At 50.6% G+C, this 14,324-nt stretch carries 18 protein-coding genes; 4 read left to right on the top strand and 14 right to left on the bottom strand.

Features of this window, described 5'->3' with window-relative positions; genetic code table 11:
- Positions 1-13: 13 nt before the first annotated feature.
- From Pan161_RS24760 to Pan161_RS24705, 12 genes are all read right to left on the bottom strand, one after another.
- Positions 14-907, bottom strand: coding sequence for a class II aldolase/adducin family protein (locus Pan161_RS24760; protein WP_145231411.1), 894 nt, complete (start codon positions 905-907; stop codon positions 14-16).
- A gap of 66 nt (positions 908-973) precedes the next feature.
- Positions 974-1,255 (bottom strand): EutN/CcmL family microcompartment protein, encoded by a 282-nt coding sequence (locus Pan161_RS24755; RefSeq protein WP_145231410.1) that lies wholly within the window; start codon positions 1,253-1,255, stop codon positions 974-976.
- A 20-nt stretch (positions 1,256-1,275) separates the two neighbouring features.
- A complete protein-coding gene (locus Pan161_RS24750; protein ID WP_145231409.1) occupies positions 1,276-1,947 on the bottom strand; it encodes a hypothetical protein in 672 nt (223 codons plus the stop codon).
- 32 nt (positions 1,948-1,979) lie between these two features.
- Positions 1,980-2,240, bottom strand: a complete 261-nt coding sequence (locus Pan161_RS24745) for a EutN/CcmL family microcompartment protein (RefSeq protein ID WP_145231408.1) — start codon at positions 2,238-2,240, stop codon at positions 1,980-1,982.
- 43 nt (positions 2,241-2,283) lie between these two features.
- Positions 2,284-3,714: an aldehyde dehydrogenase EutE gene (locus Pan161_RS24740; RefSeq protein WP_145231407.1), complete on the bottom strand. Its 1,431-nt coding sequence runs from the start codon at positions 3,712-3,714 to the stop codon at positions 2,284-2,286.
- Positions 3,715-3,784: 70 nt separating this feature from the next.
- Complete coding sequence (locus Pan161_RS24735; protein WP_145231406.1) at positions 3,785-4,303, bottom strand: hypothetical protein; 519 nt, start codon at positions 4,301-4,303, stop codon at positions 3,785-3,787.
- A gap of 26 nt (positions 4,304-4,329) precedes the next feature.
- On the bottom strand, positions 4,330-4,641 hold the full coding sequence (locus Pan161_RS24730; RefSeq protein ID WP_145231405.1) for a EutN/CcmL family microcompartment protein: 312 nt from the start codon (positions 4,639-4,641) through the stop codon (positions 4,330-4,332).
- Between the two features lie 50 nt (positions 4,642-4,691).
- A complete protein-coding gene (locus tag Pan161_RS24725) occupies positions 4,692-5,882 on the bottom strand; it encodes an acetate/propionate family kinase (protein ID WP_145231404.1) in 1,191 nt (396 codons plus the stop codon).
- Between the two features lie 97 nt (positions 5,883-5,979).
- The gene (locus tag Pan161_RS24720; RefSeq protein ID WP_145232884.1) at positions 5,980-6,249 is read right to left on the bottom strand and encodes a BMC domain-containing protein; all 270 of its coding nucleotides are present in this window, start codon (positions 6,247-6,249) and stop codon (positions 5,980-5,982) included.
- Between the two features lie 137 nt (positions 6,250-6,386).
- Complete coding sequence (locus Pan161_RS24715; protein ID WP_002647079.1) at positions 6,387-6,683, bottom strand: BMC domain-containing protein; 297 nt, start codon at positions 6,681-6,683, stop codon at positions 6,387-6,389.
- Between the two features lie 141 nt (positions 6,684-6,824).
- On the bottom strand, positions 6,825-7,532 hold the full coding sequence (gene pduL, locus Pan161_RS24710) for a phosphate propanoyltransferase (RefSeq protein ID WP_145231403.1): 708 nt from the start codon (positions 7,530-7,532) through the stop codon (positions 6,825-6,827).
- A gap of 50 nt (positions 7,533-7,582) precedes the next feature.
- Positions 7,583-8,344 carry a DeoR/GlpR family DNA-binding transcription regulator gene (locus Pan161_RS24705; RefSeq protein ID WP_232103472.1) on the bottom strand — a complete coding sequence of 254 codons (762 nt, stop codon included), beginning with the start codon at positions 8,342-8,344 and terminating at the stop codon, positions 7,583-7,585.
- Positions 8,345-8,596: 252 nt separating this feature from the next.
- Here Pan161_RS24705 and Pan161_RS30730 point away from each other — a divergent pair, with 252 nt between their 5' ends.
- From Pan161_RS30730 to Pan161_RS24695, 3 genes are all read left to right on the top strand, one after another.
- Positions 8,597-8,740, top strand: coding sequence for a hypothetical protein (locus Pan161_RS30730; protein ID WP_197995502.1), 144 nt, complete (start codon positions 8,597-8,599; stop codon positions 8,738-8,740).
- A gap of 66 nt (positions 8,741-8,806) precedes the next feature.
- On the top strand, positions 8,807-10,312 hold the full coding sequence (locus tag Pan161_RS24700; RefSeq protein ID WP_197995501.1) for a TolC family protein: 1,506 nt from the start codon (positions 8,807-8,809) through the stop codon (positions 10,310-10,312).
- 52 nt (positions 10,313-10,364) lie between these two features.
- Positions 10,365-11,771 carry a multicopper oxidase domain-containing protein gene (locus Pan161_RS24695; protein WP_145231401.1) on the top strand — a complete coding sequence of 469 codons (1,407 nt, stop codon included), beginning with the start codon at positions 10,365-10,367 and terminating at the stop codon, positions 11,769-11,771.
- Positions 11,772-11,784: 13 nt separating this feature from the next.
- On the opposite strand, the gene purN is transcribed toward Pan161_RS24695, so the two are convergent.
- Together purN and Pan161_RS24685 are read right to left on the bottom strand one after the other, a co-directional pair.
- Complete coding sequence (gene purN, locus Pan161_RS24690; protein ID WP_145231400.1) at positions 11,785-12,438, bottom strand: phosphoribosylglycinamide formyltransferase; 654 nt, start codon at positions 12,436-12,438, stop codon at positions 11,785-11,787.
- 44 nt (positions 12,439-12,482) lie between these two features.
- Complete coding sequence (locus Pan161_RS24685) at positions 12,483-13,403, bottom strand: hypothetical protein (protein ID WP_145231399.1); 921 nt, start codon at positions 13,401-13,403, stop codon at positions 12,483-12,485.
- A gap of 382 nt (positions 13,404-13,785) precedes the next feature.
- On the opposite strand from Pan161_RS24685, the gene trxA reads away from it, so the two are divergent.
- Positions 13,786-14,112, top strand: coding sequence for a thioredoxin (gene trxA, locus Pan161_RS24680; protein WP_002647087.1), 327 nt, complete (start codon positions 13,786-13,788; stop codon positions 14,110-14,112).
- Positions 14,113-14,324 lie beyond the last annotated feature (212 nt).

The raw sequence follows: 14,324 nt of genomic DNA, 5'->3' as shown, positions 1-14,324 counted from the left end.
GAGAATACAGGGATTATTTACCCAGGGCCGACATAACCTGATCGGTAATCGCTTTGATCAACTGATCAGAGCTGCCATTGTTAGACGCGGAGGGTGTTGCCTGCGTAGATGGTTTCGACAGGTACCCGGGATAGCTGGGAGCGGGTTCGAAGGACTTCTGCTGAGGAATTCCTTCAGTATAACCGTCACGGAATGCGCTGTTACCACACAGGTCACAGTCTTCTACATGGAAACGAGGATCATCAAATCCGAGTTTTTTCTTCAGGTCGAGCAGTTCACGCGTTTCATTTTCGGTGAAGTAAGTGACGCGGCCCAGTTGTTTGGAAAGCAGCAGGATATTGCAGTAGGCATCCAGGATTTCTGTTTTCCAGTACGCGTCTTCCAGTGATTTTCCAAAGGTCACGGTGCCGTGCCCGGTCAGGATGATTGTGTTCGTGCCCCCTTTGAGGAATGGCACAACTGTGTCAGCGAACTTCTGTCCGCCCGGTGTTTCATAAGGCGCCATCGGAACTTCACCCATGAAGACTTCCACTTCAGGCAGAACACACTGAGGGATCGGCTCGCGGGCGACAGCGAAGGCAGTCGCATGGGGGGGGTGGCAGTGCACAACGGCTTTAACGTCCGGGCGTTCTTTCATGATCGCCAGATGTAACAGGATTTCGCTGGTGCGTTTACGGGTACCGGCGATCTGGTTTCCGTCGAGGTCGACGGCACAGATGTCATCTGGTTTCATGAAGCCTTTGCAGATCATGGTAGGAGAGCAGAGCACTTCGTTTTCGCCGACGCGAATGGAAATGTTACCGTCATTGGCTGCTGCGAATCCCTTGTTGTAGACGCGACGTCCGATTTCGCAGATTTCTTCTTTCAGCTTCCGATCGTGAATTCCACTGTTCCATTGATTTGACATGGTTTTAGCTCCAAACGTTAAATAAAATTTGTGATTTCAGTGAGGGGATTTTGTTTCAATCTTGTCTCAGTAAACTTCAACCTGATCGAGAATGGCTGACACATAAGCGTCAATCGGTTTCACATCAGGATGAAAGGGAGCGGCTGCTTCTGCTCCTTCACTGACTGCGATCTGGCAGCCAGGTGAGGCACCCAACTCATCGTAAATGATAAAAGGTTCCGTTTTTTTCTTCTTTTTTGAATTCAGTTCATCACTCTTCAAAGGAATCGCGACCAGCCAGCGGGCACCATCCAGACTGGGGTGCTTGCGAGACAAGGTCACTTTTCCGATGACTTCTGCGATTTTCATAATTCTGTACTTTCAGCAGGCTAGTTTTCCTGAGGAAGGCCTGCTTTGACGAATGTTTTGATCAGGTTTCTCAGTTCGATAAACGATTTCTGTTTCGGATTCACGCAAATCAAGTTCGGACTCATCTGCGAGATCACCTCTCTTAAATGATTGACATCCTGTACTGCTGCCGCACGGACTTTGAGGTTTCGATTTGCCAGGCAGGCTGCTTTTTCTGCCGCGGAAGCAAACAGAACGATTCCTGAAGCATCGGCACGACACAGGCTGCTGATCGCATCCTGCACAGCATGATCCAGTGATGTACTTAATTCCTGTGACCAGCGTGAGCCAGTATGTTGTTCGATATCAGTTAAAGCATTTTCAACAGCCGATGAGTGTGTGAGCACAATCGCCCGCCACTTCGTTCCCTGCTTTGTTGAAGCAGCGACTGTCGAAGCACGATGCACGCTGATCTGATTCTGTCGTATATAATCTTTCGCAGTAGGTGTCAGGATGGCTCCTGCGACAATGCCGACGGCTGCCTGTCCCTTGATCTTTGCTGCCAGTAGATCTGCCGTAATGACTTTTTCTGTGAACACCACTGAAGTCTCAGACGAGGCAGTACCAGTGTGCTGCGCGACCTGTCCCTGACGGGAGAGGGTCGACAGTACATTGGCGACGACCTGATTGACTAATTCTTCAGAAAACTGCATGACTCGGTAATTCACTCTTATTTTATATTTGATTATTCGCGATCAATGACGCCCATTGTGGCCCAGCGAATGGGAGTGTTGTTGGCTCCCACCATGTCTCGGACGGCTGCACCGTCGGAAGTCAGCAGGACAATATCCCCTTTACCACAGCCCAGGCGGTCAATGACCAGTTCCGGAAATCCATCTGCGTTGCCTTTGATGTCCAGAGTCTGGACCAGCAATAAGCGCCAGCCGGCAAGACTGGGATGTTTTGCCGTCGCGGTTGCTCGTCCTATGACCTGTCCTGTCAACATTTGAAATTCATTCCTGCAGCGATGTTTCGCTTGATTGTTTAAATTAAATAACCCGTAAGTGTCCCACGGTGGTGGAACGACGGAAACGTGTGAATGTCATGGGGTTGGTGACTCCTTCACCAGTCGGAGTAGCGATGCTGAATGAAGCATATCCTTCTCCACCGTTCCCCAGAGCGGCACCACAGGGACCATTCTGCACGAACAGAGTGGTATCCATAATGCGTCCCATTTTTGTGATTGTTTCAATATTGCGTGAATGGATCAGGCTGGTGTGACGGAATCCGTGTTCGAATTCTTTGGCCAGTTCGATGCCGTGATCTGCGTTGCGGCAGCGGACGAATGGTACGAACGGCATCATCTGTTCTTCCGGCACGAATGGATTGTTCGTGTCGGTTTCACCATACAGCAACTGCGTTCCCGGAGGCACGCTGACGCCGATCAGACCGGCGAGGACCGCAGCATCTTTACCAACCAGATCACGGTTGAGGACAGCGTGTCCACCTGGTTCTGTGGGAGGGGAGAATGCCAGGGCCGTCAGTTGTGCGACCTGCTGATCATTTAACTGGTATCCGCCGTGCCGTCCCATGGCAGACATCAGTTCGTTGAAAATGCTTTCAACGGCAAAGACTTCCTTTTCACCGATGCATAACAGGTTGTTGTCATAGGCGGCTCCTGCAATGATTGACTGGGCAGCATTGTCAATGTCCGCGGTTTCATCTACGACGACTGGTGGATTTCCCGGGCCTGCGACAATCGCACGCTTCTTGGCAGCGAGTGCAGCGCGGGCAACACCAGGACCACCGGTGACACACAACAGAGGAACGCCACGATGATTGAAGATCTGGTCTGCCGTTTCCAGAGTAGGAGTCTCGACGATTGTGACCAGGTTCTGCAGACCAGTGGCCTGATAAATGGCTTTATTAAAGCGGCGTACCCCTTCGCAGGCAACTTTAGCTCCGCCCGGGTGAGGGTTGACAACCAGCGTATTTCCGGAAGCGACCATATTGATGAAGTTGCACGCCAACGTGGGCAGAGAGTGTGTGACCGGAGTGATGGCACCGATGACCCCAAAGGGTGCATACTCTGTTAAACCGATACCGTAATCACCTGAGACGGCTTCGGTCTTCATGAATTCCATCCCGGGAATGCCTTTGATCAGATGCAGCTTTTCGATCTTATGATCCAGCCGACCGATTTTGGTCTCTTCCATTTCCATACGACCAAGTTCATCAGCCTGGCTGGAGCAGATCTGCCGGACGATTTCCAGCGCCTTGGCCCGATCAGCCAGTGTGGCGTTCAACAGTTGCTTCTGTCCTGCGGTGGCTGCAGCGACGGCCTGGTCCACACTGCGGAATACACCCCAGTCGCCGTCCGTTTGAGTGGCAGCGGAAGCGGAACCATAGCCGCCTTTGTTATGAAGTTGTGATAACACTTCCTGTACGACACTACGAATGGCTTCTTCAGTCGCCTGCATAATTTATTTCTCCCCGAGTTTTCTGTCATTGAACTCTAAAGCTCAATGCTGTTGACTCAGTCTGTAAAATTCAGTTTTGGTGTTCCAGGTTATAGTTTTCCATCTGGTTGCGAATCCATCCGTCCAGTTTTGATTTCGTGGGCATTGAAGCAATCATGACCAGCAGCAGGATCGCTACCGGGATGAAAGCCAGTTTCTGGTTTTCAACCATTACAGCAACAAGATTGATCATGGCGGCCCCTTCCAGTAGCGCCAGCCCGATAATCATTCGCACCATAAAGATCTGATAAAATGTTCCCAGCATCTGTTCTTCATCCTGAATCCCCTCTTCTCTCGCTTCCTGCATTGCCTGTGTAAACTGATTCCGGGCAATCATGTTGGGAATAATCATTCGCAGCACCAGCATCAGTGCCGCGAGGCCCATTCCCAGATATGTAATGAATGGTAATCCATTCCCCGGTTCTTCCTTCAGTCCGATAAAAGTCACAATAATACCGAATGTCACCACACCCATGATCAATGCGAGCCAGATGACATTCATCATCATCTGTCGCTGTTGAAGAGTGATTTGTGGCAATTCTCGTGTCATGCTGTGCTTCCGGAACTGAACGAAATTCAATCCTTCGAGTTAAATATTTCTTTAGGGCCAATGTGAACCTGATCGACAATGCCGATGATGGCCGCGTCGATGGGAAGTGTTTTGGTCTCAGGTGTGAAACGGGCCGATGAGCCCTGCACACACAATACGACTTCGCCCTGCCCTGCTCCCACTGTATCGACGACGATAAACGAGCGTCCGGTGGGAGTCAGGTCACTCTGGTCTTTTTCGTTGACGCGCAACGGTTCGACAATGAGCAGTTTCTGACCGATCATTGTTTCGACTTTCTGAGACGAAACAACACTGCCGGTTATGCGTCCTATAAACATCGAACCAACTCCTGTAAAATCCTCTAAGGGATAACTGTATTCTCCAGGCGTTACGAACGCCCTTCGATGACTTCGACGGTCTGCCTGCCTACTACAATCTCCTCATTCGTAGGCACAACCCAGATTTGTACTTTGCTGTTGTCCGCCTGGATCTGTGCCTCATTGGAGGCTGATTTGTTCTTTTCAGAATCCAGGTGAATTCCCGCCCATTCCAGGTTGCTGCAGACTTTTTCTCTTAAGCTGACACTGTTCTCACCGATTCCACCCGTGAAAACAATCGCATCTACGCCTCCCAGTACCGTCATGTAAGCTCCCAGGTATTGACGGATGGCTGAGTGAAACACGCTCAGAGCAAGCTGTGCCCGTTTATGTCCTTTGGCAGCCGCTTCTTCCAGATCGCGACAATCGCCACTCAATCCACTCATGCCCAGCAGGCCTCCTTTGCTCGACAGGTCTTCCAGAAGTTCCGCCAGGGATTTTCCGGTGGCCTTGATCAGAACCGGTAGAGCAAACGGATCAAAATCACCCACACGGTTATTGTGAGGCAATCCTGACTGAGGGCTCATTCCCAGACTGTTGGCTTTGGAGACTCCACCCTCGATGGCACATAAAGAGCTACTGCCTCCCAGGTGGCAGGAAATAACCTTCAGATCGTCCTTACCAGTGAGCTCGGCCATACGAGAGCCGATATACCGGTGGCTGGCGCCATGAAAGCCCCAGCGCTGGACTTCGTATTCTTCCTGCCATTCATGGGGAATGGCATAAGCACGATTTTCAGCAGGGATGGTTTCATGGAAGGCGGTTTCCAATGCGGCAACCAGCGGGATTTCAGGAAAAGCCTGACGCAGTTGTCGCATGGCCCGGGCATACGGAGGGTTATGAGCAGGTGCAATATCTGCCAGCGCCTCCATTTTGGTCAGCAACGCTTCATCAACCAGTCGTATGCCACTTAAGTTTCCGGCAAAGACAGCTTTGAAACCAATGCCGGCCACTTCCTCTGCAGAATCAAGACAACCCCATTCAGAGTTGGTCAATTGCGACAGACATAAGTTGACGGCAGCCGCATGATCAGGCACGTTCTGTTCGTGCTCTTCCCCATGCGAACCAATTTCGACGAAACAATGACTCTGTTCCTCACCAATTCGATCGATGCCCCCGCGAGCAAGCTGCACTTCGGCGGGCATATCGAACAGGCGATATTTGAAACTGGTGGAACCTAAATTGGCAACAAGTACTTTCATTGCAGGAATCCATTCTGTGACTTAAAAGACTGGTGTTTCGACTTCCATTTCCCCGTTGCTCACACGCTGAGCAGCGGGAAGAACAACAGTGCCTCTTTTAGATAAAGTTTGACATCAGGCCAGCGGAGGGGCGTGCGATCACATGAGCGCCAACCAGTTCTCCGATTTGAGAAGCGGCAGCAGCACCAGCGTCAACCGCTGCGCGAACTGATCCGATATCTCCCTGAATTACGGTTGTGATGTAGGCACCACCAATCTGGATCTGGTCAACCAGAGTCACGTTGGCAGCTTTCAGCATGGCGTCGGAAGCTTCGATTTGAGCAACCAGACCTTTTGTTTCAATTAAACCAATGGCTTCAGAACTCATTTTGTCCTCGATTTTTTTAGTTGTGATGGGTTGAGCTGCATTACCTTTAGCTGCATACCAGTTGAACGTTAACTGGTTATGTTCATCGTCATTACGATCAGTTTCAGGAATGTCAGCCGTCAATGTTCATAACCCGATTATGATTTCTTGGCAGCAGTCTTGGGCAGTACGCTGGCGAGTTCTTCGTGTGGACGTGGGATAACCTGAACGCTCACGACTTCTCCAACTTTGCTGGCAGCTGCAGCACCGGCGTCAACGGCTGCTTTCACAGCTGCAACATCACCGACGACAAAACCTGTGACCAGGCCACTACCAACTTTTTCCCAGCCAATCATCTGTACGTTGGCCGCTTTCAACATTGCATCGGCGGCTTCAATCAGGCTGATCAGCCCTTTTGTTTCCACCATTCCCAAGGCTTCCATTGCTTTCGCCATGAGTCAGTTCTCCTTTTAGAGAGTGTTAAGAAAAAAAACAGTTCGTTGTTTCTGCAGAATCGGAAATCAGGTTCTGCGACAGGTATCAAAGATATCATCTGTTGAAGTTCGCAGATGTATCTGTGGCCGATCTATACCAGATCAGCTGTGTTTGCATTTGCAGCCTTCAGGCACAAAGAGTTTCACTAAAGTGGCATGGTCGAGGTCGACGGCGTTGCCTTCATCGGTGTCGATATGGACTTCGAGTTTGACTTCGGGGTTTTCCCGGACGACAACGTCTTCCAGGACAGTCGTGCAACCTTTTGATTCAATTCGCAGATGTAAGTTATCGCCGTTGGAGCAATCATAGTATGCACAGTCGGCAGGCGACATGTGCACGTGACGGGCGGCACGGATCACACCAAATTCCAGTTCAACGACGCCTTTGGGGCCCATCAGCACACAGCCGGGGGTGCCTTTGAGGTCGCCACTGATGCGAATAGGAACATCGAGTCCCAGCGAGATGGTGTCGGTAAAAGCGAGTTCAACTTGAGTATCACCACGGCACGGACCCAGGACACGCACATTCGGAATCATGCGGCGGCGGGGACCAACGACGGCGACCGTCTGTGTCGCTGCGAAGTACCCATCCTGGTACAGGTCTTTCTGAACTTCCAACTGGGCACCTTTGCCGAACAGAATTTCCAGATGCTCCTGCGAAAGATGAATATGCCGGGCTGAGATATTGACGACCAGCGGGTTGGGAGCAGTCTGTGGTGTGGATGCCGCCCCTCCTGTTTGCTGTGACAAAGCCTGACGAACCAGTTGTTCTACCTGCGAGCGTGAGATGGAATTGGTAAGTTGTGTCATAATATCAGATCTCAATTTTTGAATTTGTATAGGCTTCAGAATGGGATGAATTATGTCTCGACGACTGTGAGTTCGATGCCTGCTTCGCGAATGACGTCTTTCCACTCTTCGGTAATGCCGTCATCCACGACGATGTGGTCGACCCTGTCCAGTGGACACAGATAAGCGAGAGCCGAGTGCCCGAATTTGGTACTGTCTGTAACCACAATCACTTCTTCTGCTGCTTCAAACATTTGCTGTTCTGTTTCAACTAACAACATGTTGCTGTTATAAAGTCCGTCTTCTGTGATTCCCCCGACGCTGATAATCAATCGCCGGACATGGACACTTTTCAGTGATTCCACAGCGGTCTTCCCTAATGCGACCCCTGTTTTGGGAAACAGGAATCCCCCGATCAGCATCAGGTCAATCTGTGGCTGATTGACCAGCAGATTAGCGATCGGCAATGAATTAGTGACGACCTGTAACTGTTTGCCCGCCAGTTGACGGGCGACTTCCAGAGTGGTTGTGCCTCCATCCATCAGCACTGCCTCTCCCGGAGAGATCATGTTAGCCACTGCTTGAGCAACCTGCCTTTTTTGCCTGGATGACATAAAGGACCTGTCTTCAAAAGTGGCTAAAGATTCTCCACTATAAGCAGCCCCACCGCGGGTCCGCCTGATCTGACCGATTCCGTCAAGATACTCCAAATCCCTTCGAATGGTAGATTCGGAAGCGCCCACAGAATCCATCAAATCCACAAGGGAGACAAAACCCTTGTTTTCTACTATCTTTAATATGCTTTCCCGTCTTTCGTCAAGCAACATTGACATGCAAACTCCTCCTGAGACGATATAGTTCCCTGTAGAATATGCCTCACAAAGCGCTGGCTATCAATCAATATATCCAAAATACCATCAGAAACTTTCAAAAACAATCAAAAACTGTCAGTTGTTTTGGATTTTCCTAAAGACTTCATCTTACCTAAAGGGAATATTCACTTTAGGGCGGAATTCATTAAAGTCTTCCCAGAGTATCTGTCTTGTTTCCAAGGCAGGCCTGCATCAAATCCGGAAAAACCCAGGATGCCATCTTTTCGTAGCACCTGGAGTGAACCGGTTCCGAAAATGTCATTTGTTCGGAATACCCGGATTATTGCCGTTGATCTGAATGTCGGCCTGCATTTTCATGCGATTGCTGGCAGAGCAGAACGCATTTCTTTCCGATGAAGTTTTAAGAAACAGTATTTGTGCGCGCCAGGATGGTGTGCAGGTTGGCCATGCATGGAGGGCAGGATGAAAACCGGTTTTCCCGTCACTATCGGGTTACTCACCGTATTGATCAGTGGGTGTGCTTCCAGCCCCGAGCGACAGATCAGCGATCTGGGGGAGTCGAAGCCTGTATCAATTGCATTTCAGGATCCCTGTCCGGTCAAAGTCAAAACGGATGAGTCTTCAGAACTTGCTGCCTCAAAGGCTTCTGAAACAATTCTGGTTGCACACGAGCAGACGGAAGAACTTCCATTTGCCGAATACGATATCCCCCTGTTTCCCGTTTCGGGTACCTCCGAGTCTCATCAGCAAACGTCTTTGTCTTTAAGTGATTTGGAGACACTGGCTCAGGCAAATAATCCCACTTTAATTCAATCTGCTGCTCAGGTTGAAGCCTCTCGAGGTGCTGCGTATCAGGCAGGGCTCTACCCGAACCCGGTGGTCGGTTATGCCAGCGATCAGATTGGTATTGATGGAACGGCAGGAGAGTTACAGGGGGCTTTTGTCTCGCAGGAATTTGTTACCGGAGGCAAATTGAAACTGAGTCGGGCCAAGTGGACGCAGCAGATCTGTATTGCCGAAACAAATCTGTCGGCGCAGTATACTCGGGTGCTTAACGACGTACGCGTTCACTTCTATCGTACTCTGGCTGCACAGCAGATGCTGTCGGTTCACAATCAGTTGCTGTCGAACGCACAGGATAATCTGCAGACTCACAAAGAGATGCTCAACCTGGGGCAGACCAATCAGGCAGGGCTGTTACAGGCAGAGATCGACCTGCATCGAGCACGGCTGAAGAAAATGGCGGCAGAAAATAACCTGGAACAGGAGTGGCGCGATCTGGTCGCGATGGTGGGAACCCCAGAGCTGCAGTGTACCACACTCAAGGGGTCGCTGGAACCAGCGACTGAAGTGTATGACTGGAGTTCAGCCATGCATCAACTTCTGGAAAACAGTCCGGAGATCGTAGCTGCCTGGGAACGGGTGCAGCACGATGAGATTACCGTGGAACGTGAACGTGTCCAGCCGATTCCGAACATTCTGGTGAATGTGGACTTCGGTCACAATTTTGAGACCAATAACAATGTTGCGGGAGTCACCGCCGGTCTGCCTCTGCCTGTATTTGACCGCAATCAGGGGACCGTTGATCAGGCGCTGGCTGATTTGAATCAGTCGCGTGCCAATGTAAAGCGTCTCGAATTATCATTAATGAGCAAGCTGTCAGATAAGTACCGAGATTATCGAACGGCGCGGCAGCATGTGGAAACCTACCGGAGTGAAATGCTGCCTAAAGCAAAAGAGGCATATGATCTGCTGCATGAAAGTTATAAGCGCAGGCGTGCCCCCTGGCCCGAAGTGCTGATGGCTCAAAAGATCTATTACGATCTGCAGGCAGAGTACATCATGAGCCAGTTACAGTATCATGAAAGTGAGATTGCGATTCGAGGTATGTTGCTGACGGGGGGGCTGGAAGTTCCGTCAGCTCCGATGTCCGGCGGGCACATCGATGCGGTACCGAAACCGCGTTAAGCAAAGCACGATTCCCGAAACGCAGAAACTGAAATCAAGGAAAGGTCTACCAATGGGTTCACCCAACGATCGTCGGGATTTTCTGAAGCATGGTGCAGCAGCGACAGCCGGTTTGTTTGCTACGAGTGCAACTATGGCCAAAGCAGCAGAATCTGCGGATACCGGTAACAGTCGAGCAGAAGGCGAAGCCTTTCCGCGCATGCATCCGGGGCTGGGAGGACCGATTGGCAGCCCTACGGACCGGGGAAAGCTGGTGCCTGGATTGAGGGAAGCGGGACAGGCACCCGTGAATGTGATCGCACCGGATCTGAAAACGACCTGGGGTAAAATCGTGAACGGAGCGCGCGAATTCCATCTGCACGCGATGCCGGTCCGACGGGAAGTGCTGCCGGGAATCTGGATGGACGCTTATGGGTTTAACGGCCAGTTTCCCGGGCCGGTTCTGGAAATGTATCAGGGGGAGCGAATCCGAATCGTGTTTCGTAACGATCTGCCCGAGCCGACCACCCTGCATTCACACGGTCTGGAACTTCCGATCAGTTTTGACGGGATACCGGCCGTGACTCAGGATCTGGTCAAGCCGGGCCATACGTTTGTGTATGAATATGATGTGCATCAGGAAGGCAGCTATTTTCTGCATCCGCATGTGGCAATGCAGGAAGCGATCGGCATGGTAGTGCCCTTTATTATTCATCCCAAAGTCGCCTATGAGCCGACCGTCGACCGTGATTTCGTATTGATGACTCAGCAGTTTGCCATGCTGCCCAATGCTCATATTCCCAATACGATGTCGATGGACTGGAATTTTCTCACGATCAATGGTCGTTGTGGTCCCTATACCACTCCCCTGGTCTGTAAACTGGGTGAGCGGATTCGGATTCGCTTTCTGAACTTCAGTACGCTGCATCAGCATCCGATGCATTTGCACGGGCATACTTTCTGGGTGACGGGAACGGAGGGGGGGCGAATTCCAGAGTCGGCCTGGATTCCAGGAAATACAGTAATCGTGGGTGTGGCGCAGTCGCGGGATGTGGAACTGATCGCGAACAATCCCGGTGACTGGGTACTGCATTGTCACATGTTTCATCACATGATGAATCATATGGTTTCACAGGTCGGGCCGATCATTCGTCAGAAAAAAGATGACCCTGGATTTAAGGTTCCCGGTTATCCGCAGATGATGAAAGGCATGTCGGATATGAAAGTGCTTCCAGAGGGTGAGGAACTCCCTTTTGATGATTATTCGATGCCGATGACCACAGAAGACATGCGGAAGATCAATGGACGTCGTGAAGTTCAGGGAATGCGGGAAGGCTGGTTCAAAGGAGTGAAAGGGCTGTTTACGGTGATGCGTGTGCTGCCTCCCCATCTGTACGATAAGGTCATGAATACGGACGAACCGATTCCGCCCAACTCCAGCACGCCACTCAATCCGCCGCCTGGCAGTCAGAAGCTTTAGATTCGACGTGCCTTCAATCCTGAATGATGGTCCGCCTCTCGACGACTTTGATTTTGCCGGCAGCGAACAGACGAATCATCTCGGGATAGAGTTCGCATTCCGCCTGGAATACATTGGCGGCGACCTGGTCTGGTGTGTCGGTTCCTGAGACGGGGACCGTCTTTTGGCCGATAATCGGGCCGTGATCATACTCATTATCGGCGAAGTGAACTGTACAACCACTGATCTTCACGCCCCGCGCCACGACCGCTTCATGTACTTTGTGACCGTAAAAACCGTGCCCGCAGAAAGCGGGGATGAGAGCCGGGTGGATATTCATAACGCGGTGTTGATAGTCTTCCGGAATATGAATCAGGGAAAGATAACCGGCCAGCGTGACCAGATCGGCACCGACTTCTCGACAGAGACCAAAGATGGTCGTACTGAATTCGCTGATGTCATTAAAGTCACGGCGGCGAACGACTTCACAACGCAGACCGGCTGCCTTTGCTTTAGCGACCCCTCCGCAGTCCGGTCGGCTGGCGATGACCAGTGGGACTTCAATGTCGAGTTCACCGGCGGCACGCTTTTCCAGGAAATTGGTGAGAGTCGTACCGCCTCCCGAGATGAGGACGGCCAGTTTTAAGGGGCGATTCGAGGGAGAGCGGGGAGTGTGATCCACATTCATACTGAGAGAACGATACTTTAAAAATACTAAAAGAAGTGGGACTGTTAAGTACCTGAATCGTCCTGGGGTTTCGATTCAGAAGTTTTGGTATCCGGTGTTATTTTTTCCGGCTGTGTTTTTTCCGTCGGTTTTTCCAGTTGGTTGAAATCAACCTGGTCCGGATTTTTCTGAAGGCGCCTTTCGCGGAATTGTTTGTCGCGCTGACTGGCTTTCCACATGGCGATAGCGACACCAGCAATCAGGACGATCAGTGTACCGGCCAGAATTTGTGAAAACAACCGGCTGCCCCGTTCGTCGGTAGTCCGGGGGTTCCATTCGAGTTGTTTTGCCAGAATCAATGGGGCGACGCGGGATGTATCCTGCGCATTGTAGACGTACATTTTAAACAGATAGCCTGTGACTGTGACGTGATCAATGACGTCTGTTCCTTCCGGCAGCCCGTTTTTTAATGCGGGAGGAACTTCCGTGCAAATCACGACGGTCGGGTTTTGTTGTGAATCATCAGTAAACAGCCAGGCTTCATAGAGTGTTTTCATCCCATACTGGTTATCATCCGCAGCAGGGTAATGGATCAATTTCCGGACGCGACCTGTTAAAGTGACGAGCCGGCCTTTATAACGATCGCTGTTTTTAAAGAGATCAGGGAAAATGGGGAGTTCCCGTTCGGGATGCTCGCGGAACAGTTTAATTTCGGAACGACGCTGCTGCAGATTGAATGCGGCCGCCTGTTTCTGATCTTCCAGGCTGGTATCGCGCAAGTGCTTGAGGACGTAGTAATAGAGTGCCTTTTCATCATCCAGAACGCCGCCAAAGGCCTTGTCCTGAACTTCATTGAAGAGTGACGGGGCCAGCTGATCCGGGAATGGTCTGAATGGGTCTGCCTCTCTCTGGTCCGCGAAAGCCGTCCACGGGGAGGTGATCGCCAGACAAATGATGATGCCCGGAATTCGGATGTAAGACAGCATATTCTGCTCCCAGGGTTCCACTTCTTTAAGTTCTTTAATATAACAGTATTATGGCATTTGCCTGCAGAACCTATTTTGTCGAGAGCCCGACGATTTGTCGAGGTTAAAATTAAATCCCAGTCAGTTGGGATGCGGAGCGTAATTCCTTATTTGACAAGAGGTTTTGGCCTCCAGCTGCCGGGAGAGAGCATTGACACAAAACAGAGGATCTCTATAATTCCCTACAATCGCAGACAGACTAAATGCTGCTGATTGCTTGAATTATTATAGGACATTGCGATCCCAAGTCCAAAAAGTGATGTCATTGCAGGGTAGTCGAGGAGATTTTCTCTGCTTTTTTCAATGTATATATCGAATCCAATTGTAACGGAGACAACCAGTAATGGCTGAAAATGTTTTGGAATTTACTGATGCGAACTTCCAGTCTGAAGTGCTGGAAGCATCTGAACCTGTCCTGGTCGATTTCTGGGCTCCCTGGTGCGGTCCCTGCAAAATGATGATGCCCACCATCGAGGAAATCGCCAGTGATTATTCAGGCCGCGTCCGCGTTGGTAAATTGAATACAGACGAGAATCCAGGTATTGCTTCAGCCAGTAGTATCAATGCGATTCCCACAGTAATGCTTTACAAGAATGGTGAAGTTGTCGAAAAGTTTGTAGGCGTCACTCCTAAAGAACGCTTTGCCGCTTCCCTGGACAGCCAGTTATAACCACTTGTCTAATAAGTTGTGTGATCAAGATTTAGGTTGTGTGATCAAGATTTAGAGTGGGCAGAGGAGTTGTAGTTACTCCTTCTCTGCCCTCTTTGTCATAAGTATATTTGCGTTATTCCGGATTGAATGTTGCTCTCAGGAATTGGATTCCTCAGCTTCGATCCCGATTCGAGTAACGTCGCGAGACGCTTTTCAGGGAAAGGAATCCC

It is taken from the genome of Gimesia algae, assembly GCF_007746795.1.
Classification (GTDB): domain Bacteria; phylum Planctomycetota; class Planctomycetia; order Planctomycetales; family Planctomycetaceae; genus Gimesia; species Gimesia algae.
Note: the sequence above shows the minus strand (reverse complement) of the source record. Positions and strands in the feature narration are given on the sequence as shown.

Excerpts from the sequence above, each read along its gene's own strand:
- Pan161_RS24715 (WP_002647079.1), bottom strand. The coding sequence starts at position 6,683 with ATGGCGAAAGCAATGGAAGCCTTGGGAATGGTGGAAACAAAAGGGCTG.
- Pan161_RS24760 (WP_145231411.1), bottom strand. The coding sequence starts at position 907 with ATGTCAAATCAATGGAACAGTGGAATTCACGATCGGAAGCTGAAAGAA.
- Pan161_RS24725 (WP_145231404.1), bottom strand. The coding sequence starts at position 5,882 with ATGAAAGTACTTGTTGCCAATTTAGGTTCCACCAGTTTCAAATATCGC.
- trxA (WP_002647087.1), top strand. The coding sequence starts at position 13,786 with ATGGCTGAAAATGTTTTGGAATTTACTGATGCGAACTTCCAGTCTGAA.
- Pan161_RS24685 (WP_145231399.1), bottom strand. The coding sequence starts at position 13,403 with ATGCTGTCTTACATCCGAATTCCGGGCATCATCATTTGTCTGGCGATC.
- Pan161_RS24750 (WP_145231409.1), bottom strand. The coding sequence starts at position 1,947 with ATGCAGTTTTCTGAAGAATTAGTCAATCAGGTCGTCGCCAATGTACTG.
- Pan161_RS24720 (WP_145232884.1), bottom strand. The coding sequence starts at position 6,249 with ATGAGTTCTGAAGCCATTGGTTTAATTGAAACAAAAGGTCTGGTTGCT.
- Pan161_RS24745 (WP_145231408.1), bottom strand. The coding sequence starts at position 2,240 with ATGTTGACAGGACAGGTCATAGGACGAGCAACCGCGACGGCAAAACAT.
- Pan161_RS24695 (WP_145231401.1), top strand. The coding sequence starts at position 10,365 with ATGGGTTCACCCAACGATCGTCGGGATTTTCTGAAGCATGGTGCAGCA.
- Pan161_RS24735 (WP_145231406.1), bottom strand. The coding sequence starts at position 4,303 with ATGACACGAGAATTGCCACAAATCACTCTTCAACAGCGACAGATGATG.
- Pan161_RS24755 (WP_145231410.1), bottom strand. The coding sequence starts at position 1,255 with ATGAAAATCGCAGAAGTCATCGGAAAAGTGACCTTGTCTCGCAAGCAC.
- Pan161_RS30730 (WP_197995502.1), top strand. The coding sequence starts at position 8,597 with ATGCCATCTTTTCGTAGCACCTGGAGTGAACCGGTTCCGAAAATGTCA.
- pduL (WP_145231403.1), bottom strand. The coding sequence starts at position 7,532 with ATGACACAACTTACCAATTCCATCTCACGCTCGCAGGTAGAACAACTG.
- Pan161_RS24700 (WP_197995501.1), top strand. The coding sequence starts at position 8,807 with ATGAAAACCGGTTTTCCCGTCACTATCGGGTTACTCACCGTATTGATC.
- purN (WP_145231400.1), bottom strand. The coding sequence starts at position 12,438 with ATGAATGTGGATCACACTCCCCGCTCTCCCTCGAATCGCCCCTTAAAA.
- Pan161_RS24705 (WP_232103472.1), bottom strand. The coding sequence starts at position 8,344 with ATGTCAATGTTGCTTGACGAAAGACGGGAAAGCATATTAAAGATAGTA.
- Pan161_RS24730 (WP_145231405.1), bottom strand. The coding sequence starts at position 4,641 with ATGTTTATAGGACGCATAACCGGCAGTGTTGTTTCGTCTCAGAAAGTC.
- Pan161_RS24740 (WP_145231407.1), bottom strand. The coding sequence starts at position 3,714 with ATGCAGGCGACTGAAGAAGCCATTCGTAGTGTCGTACAGGAAGTGTTA.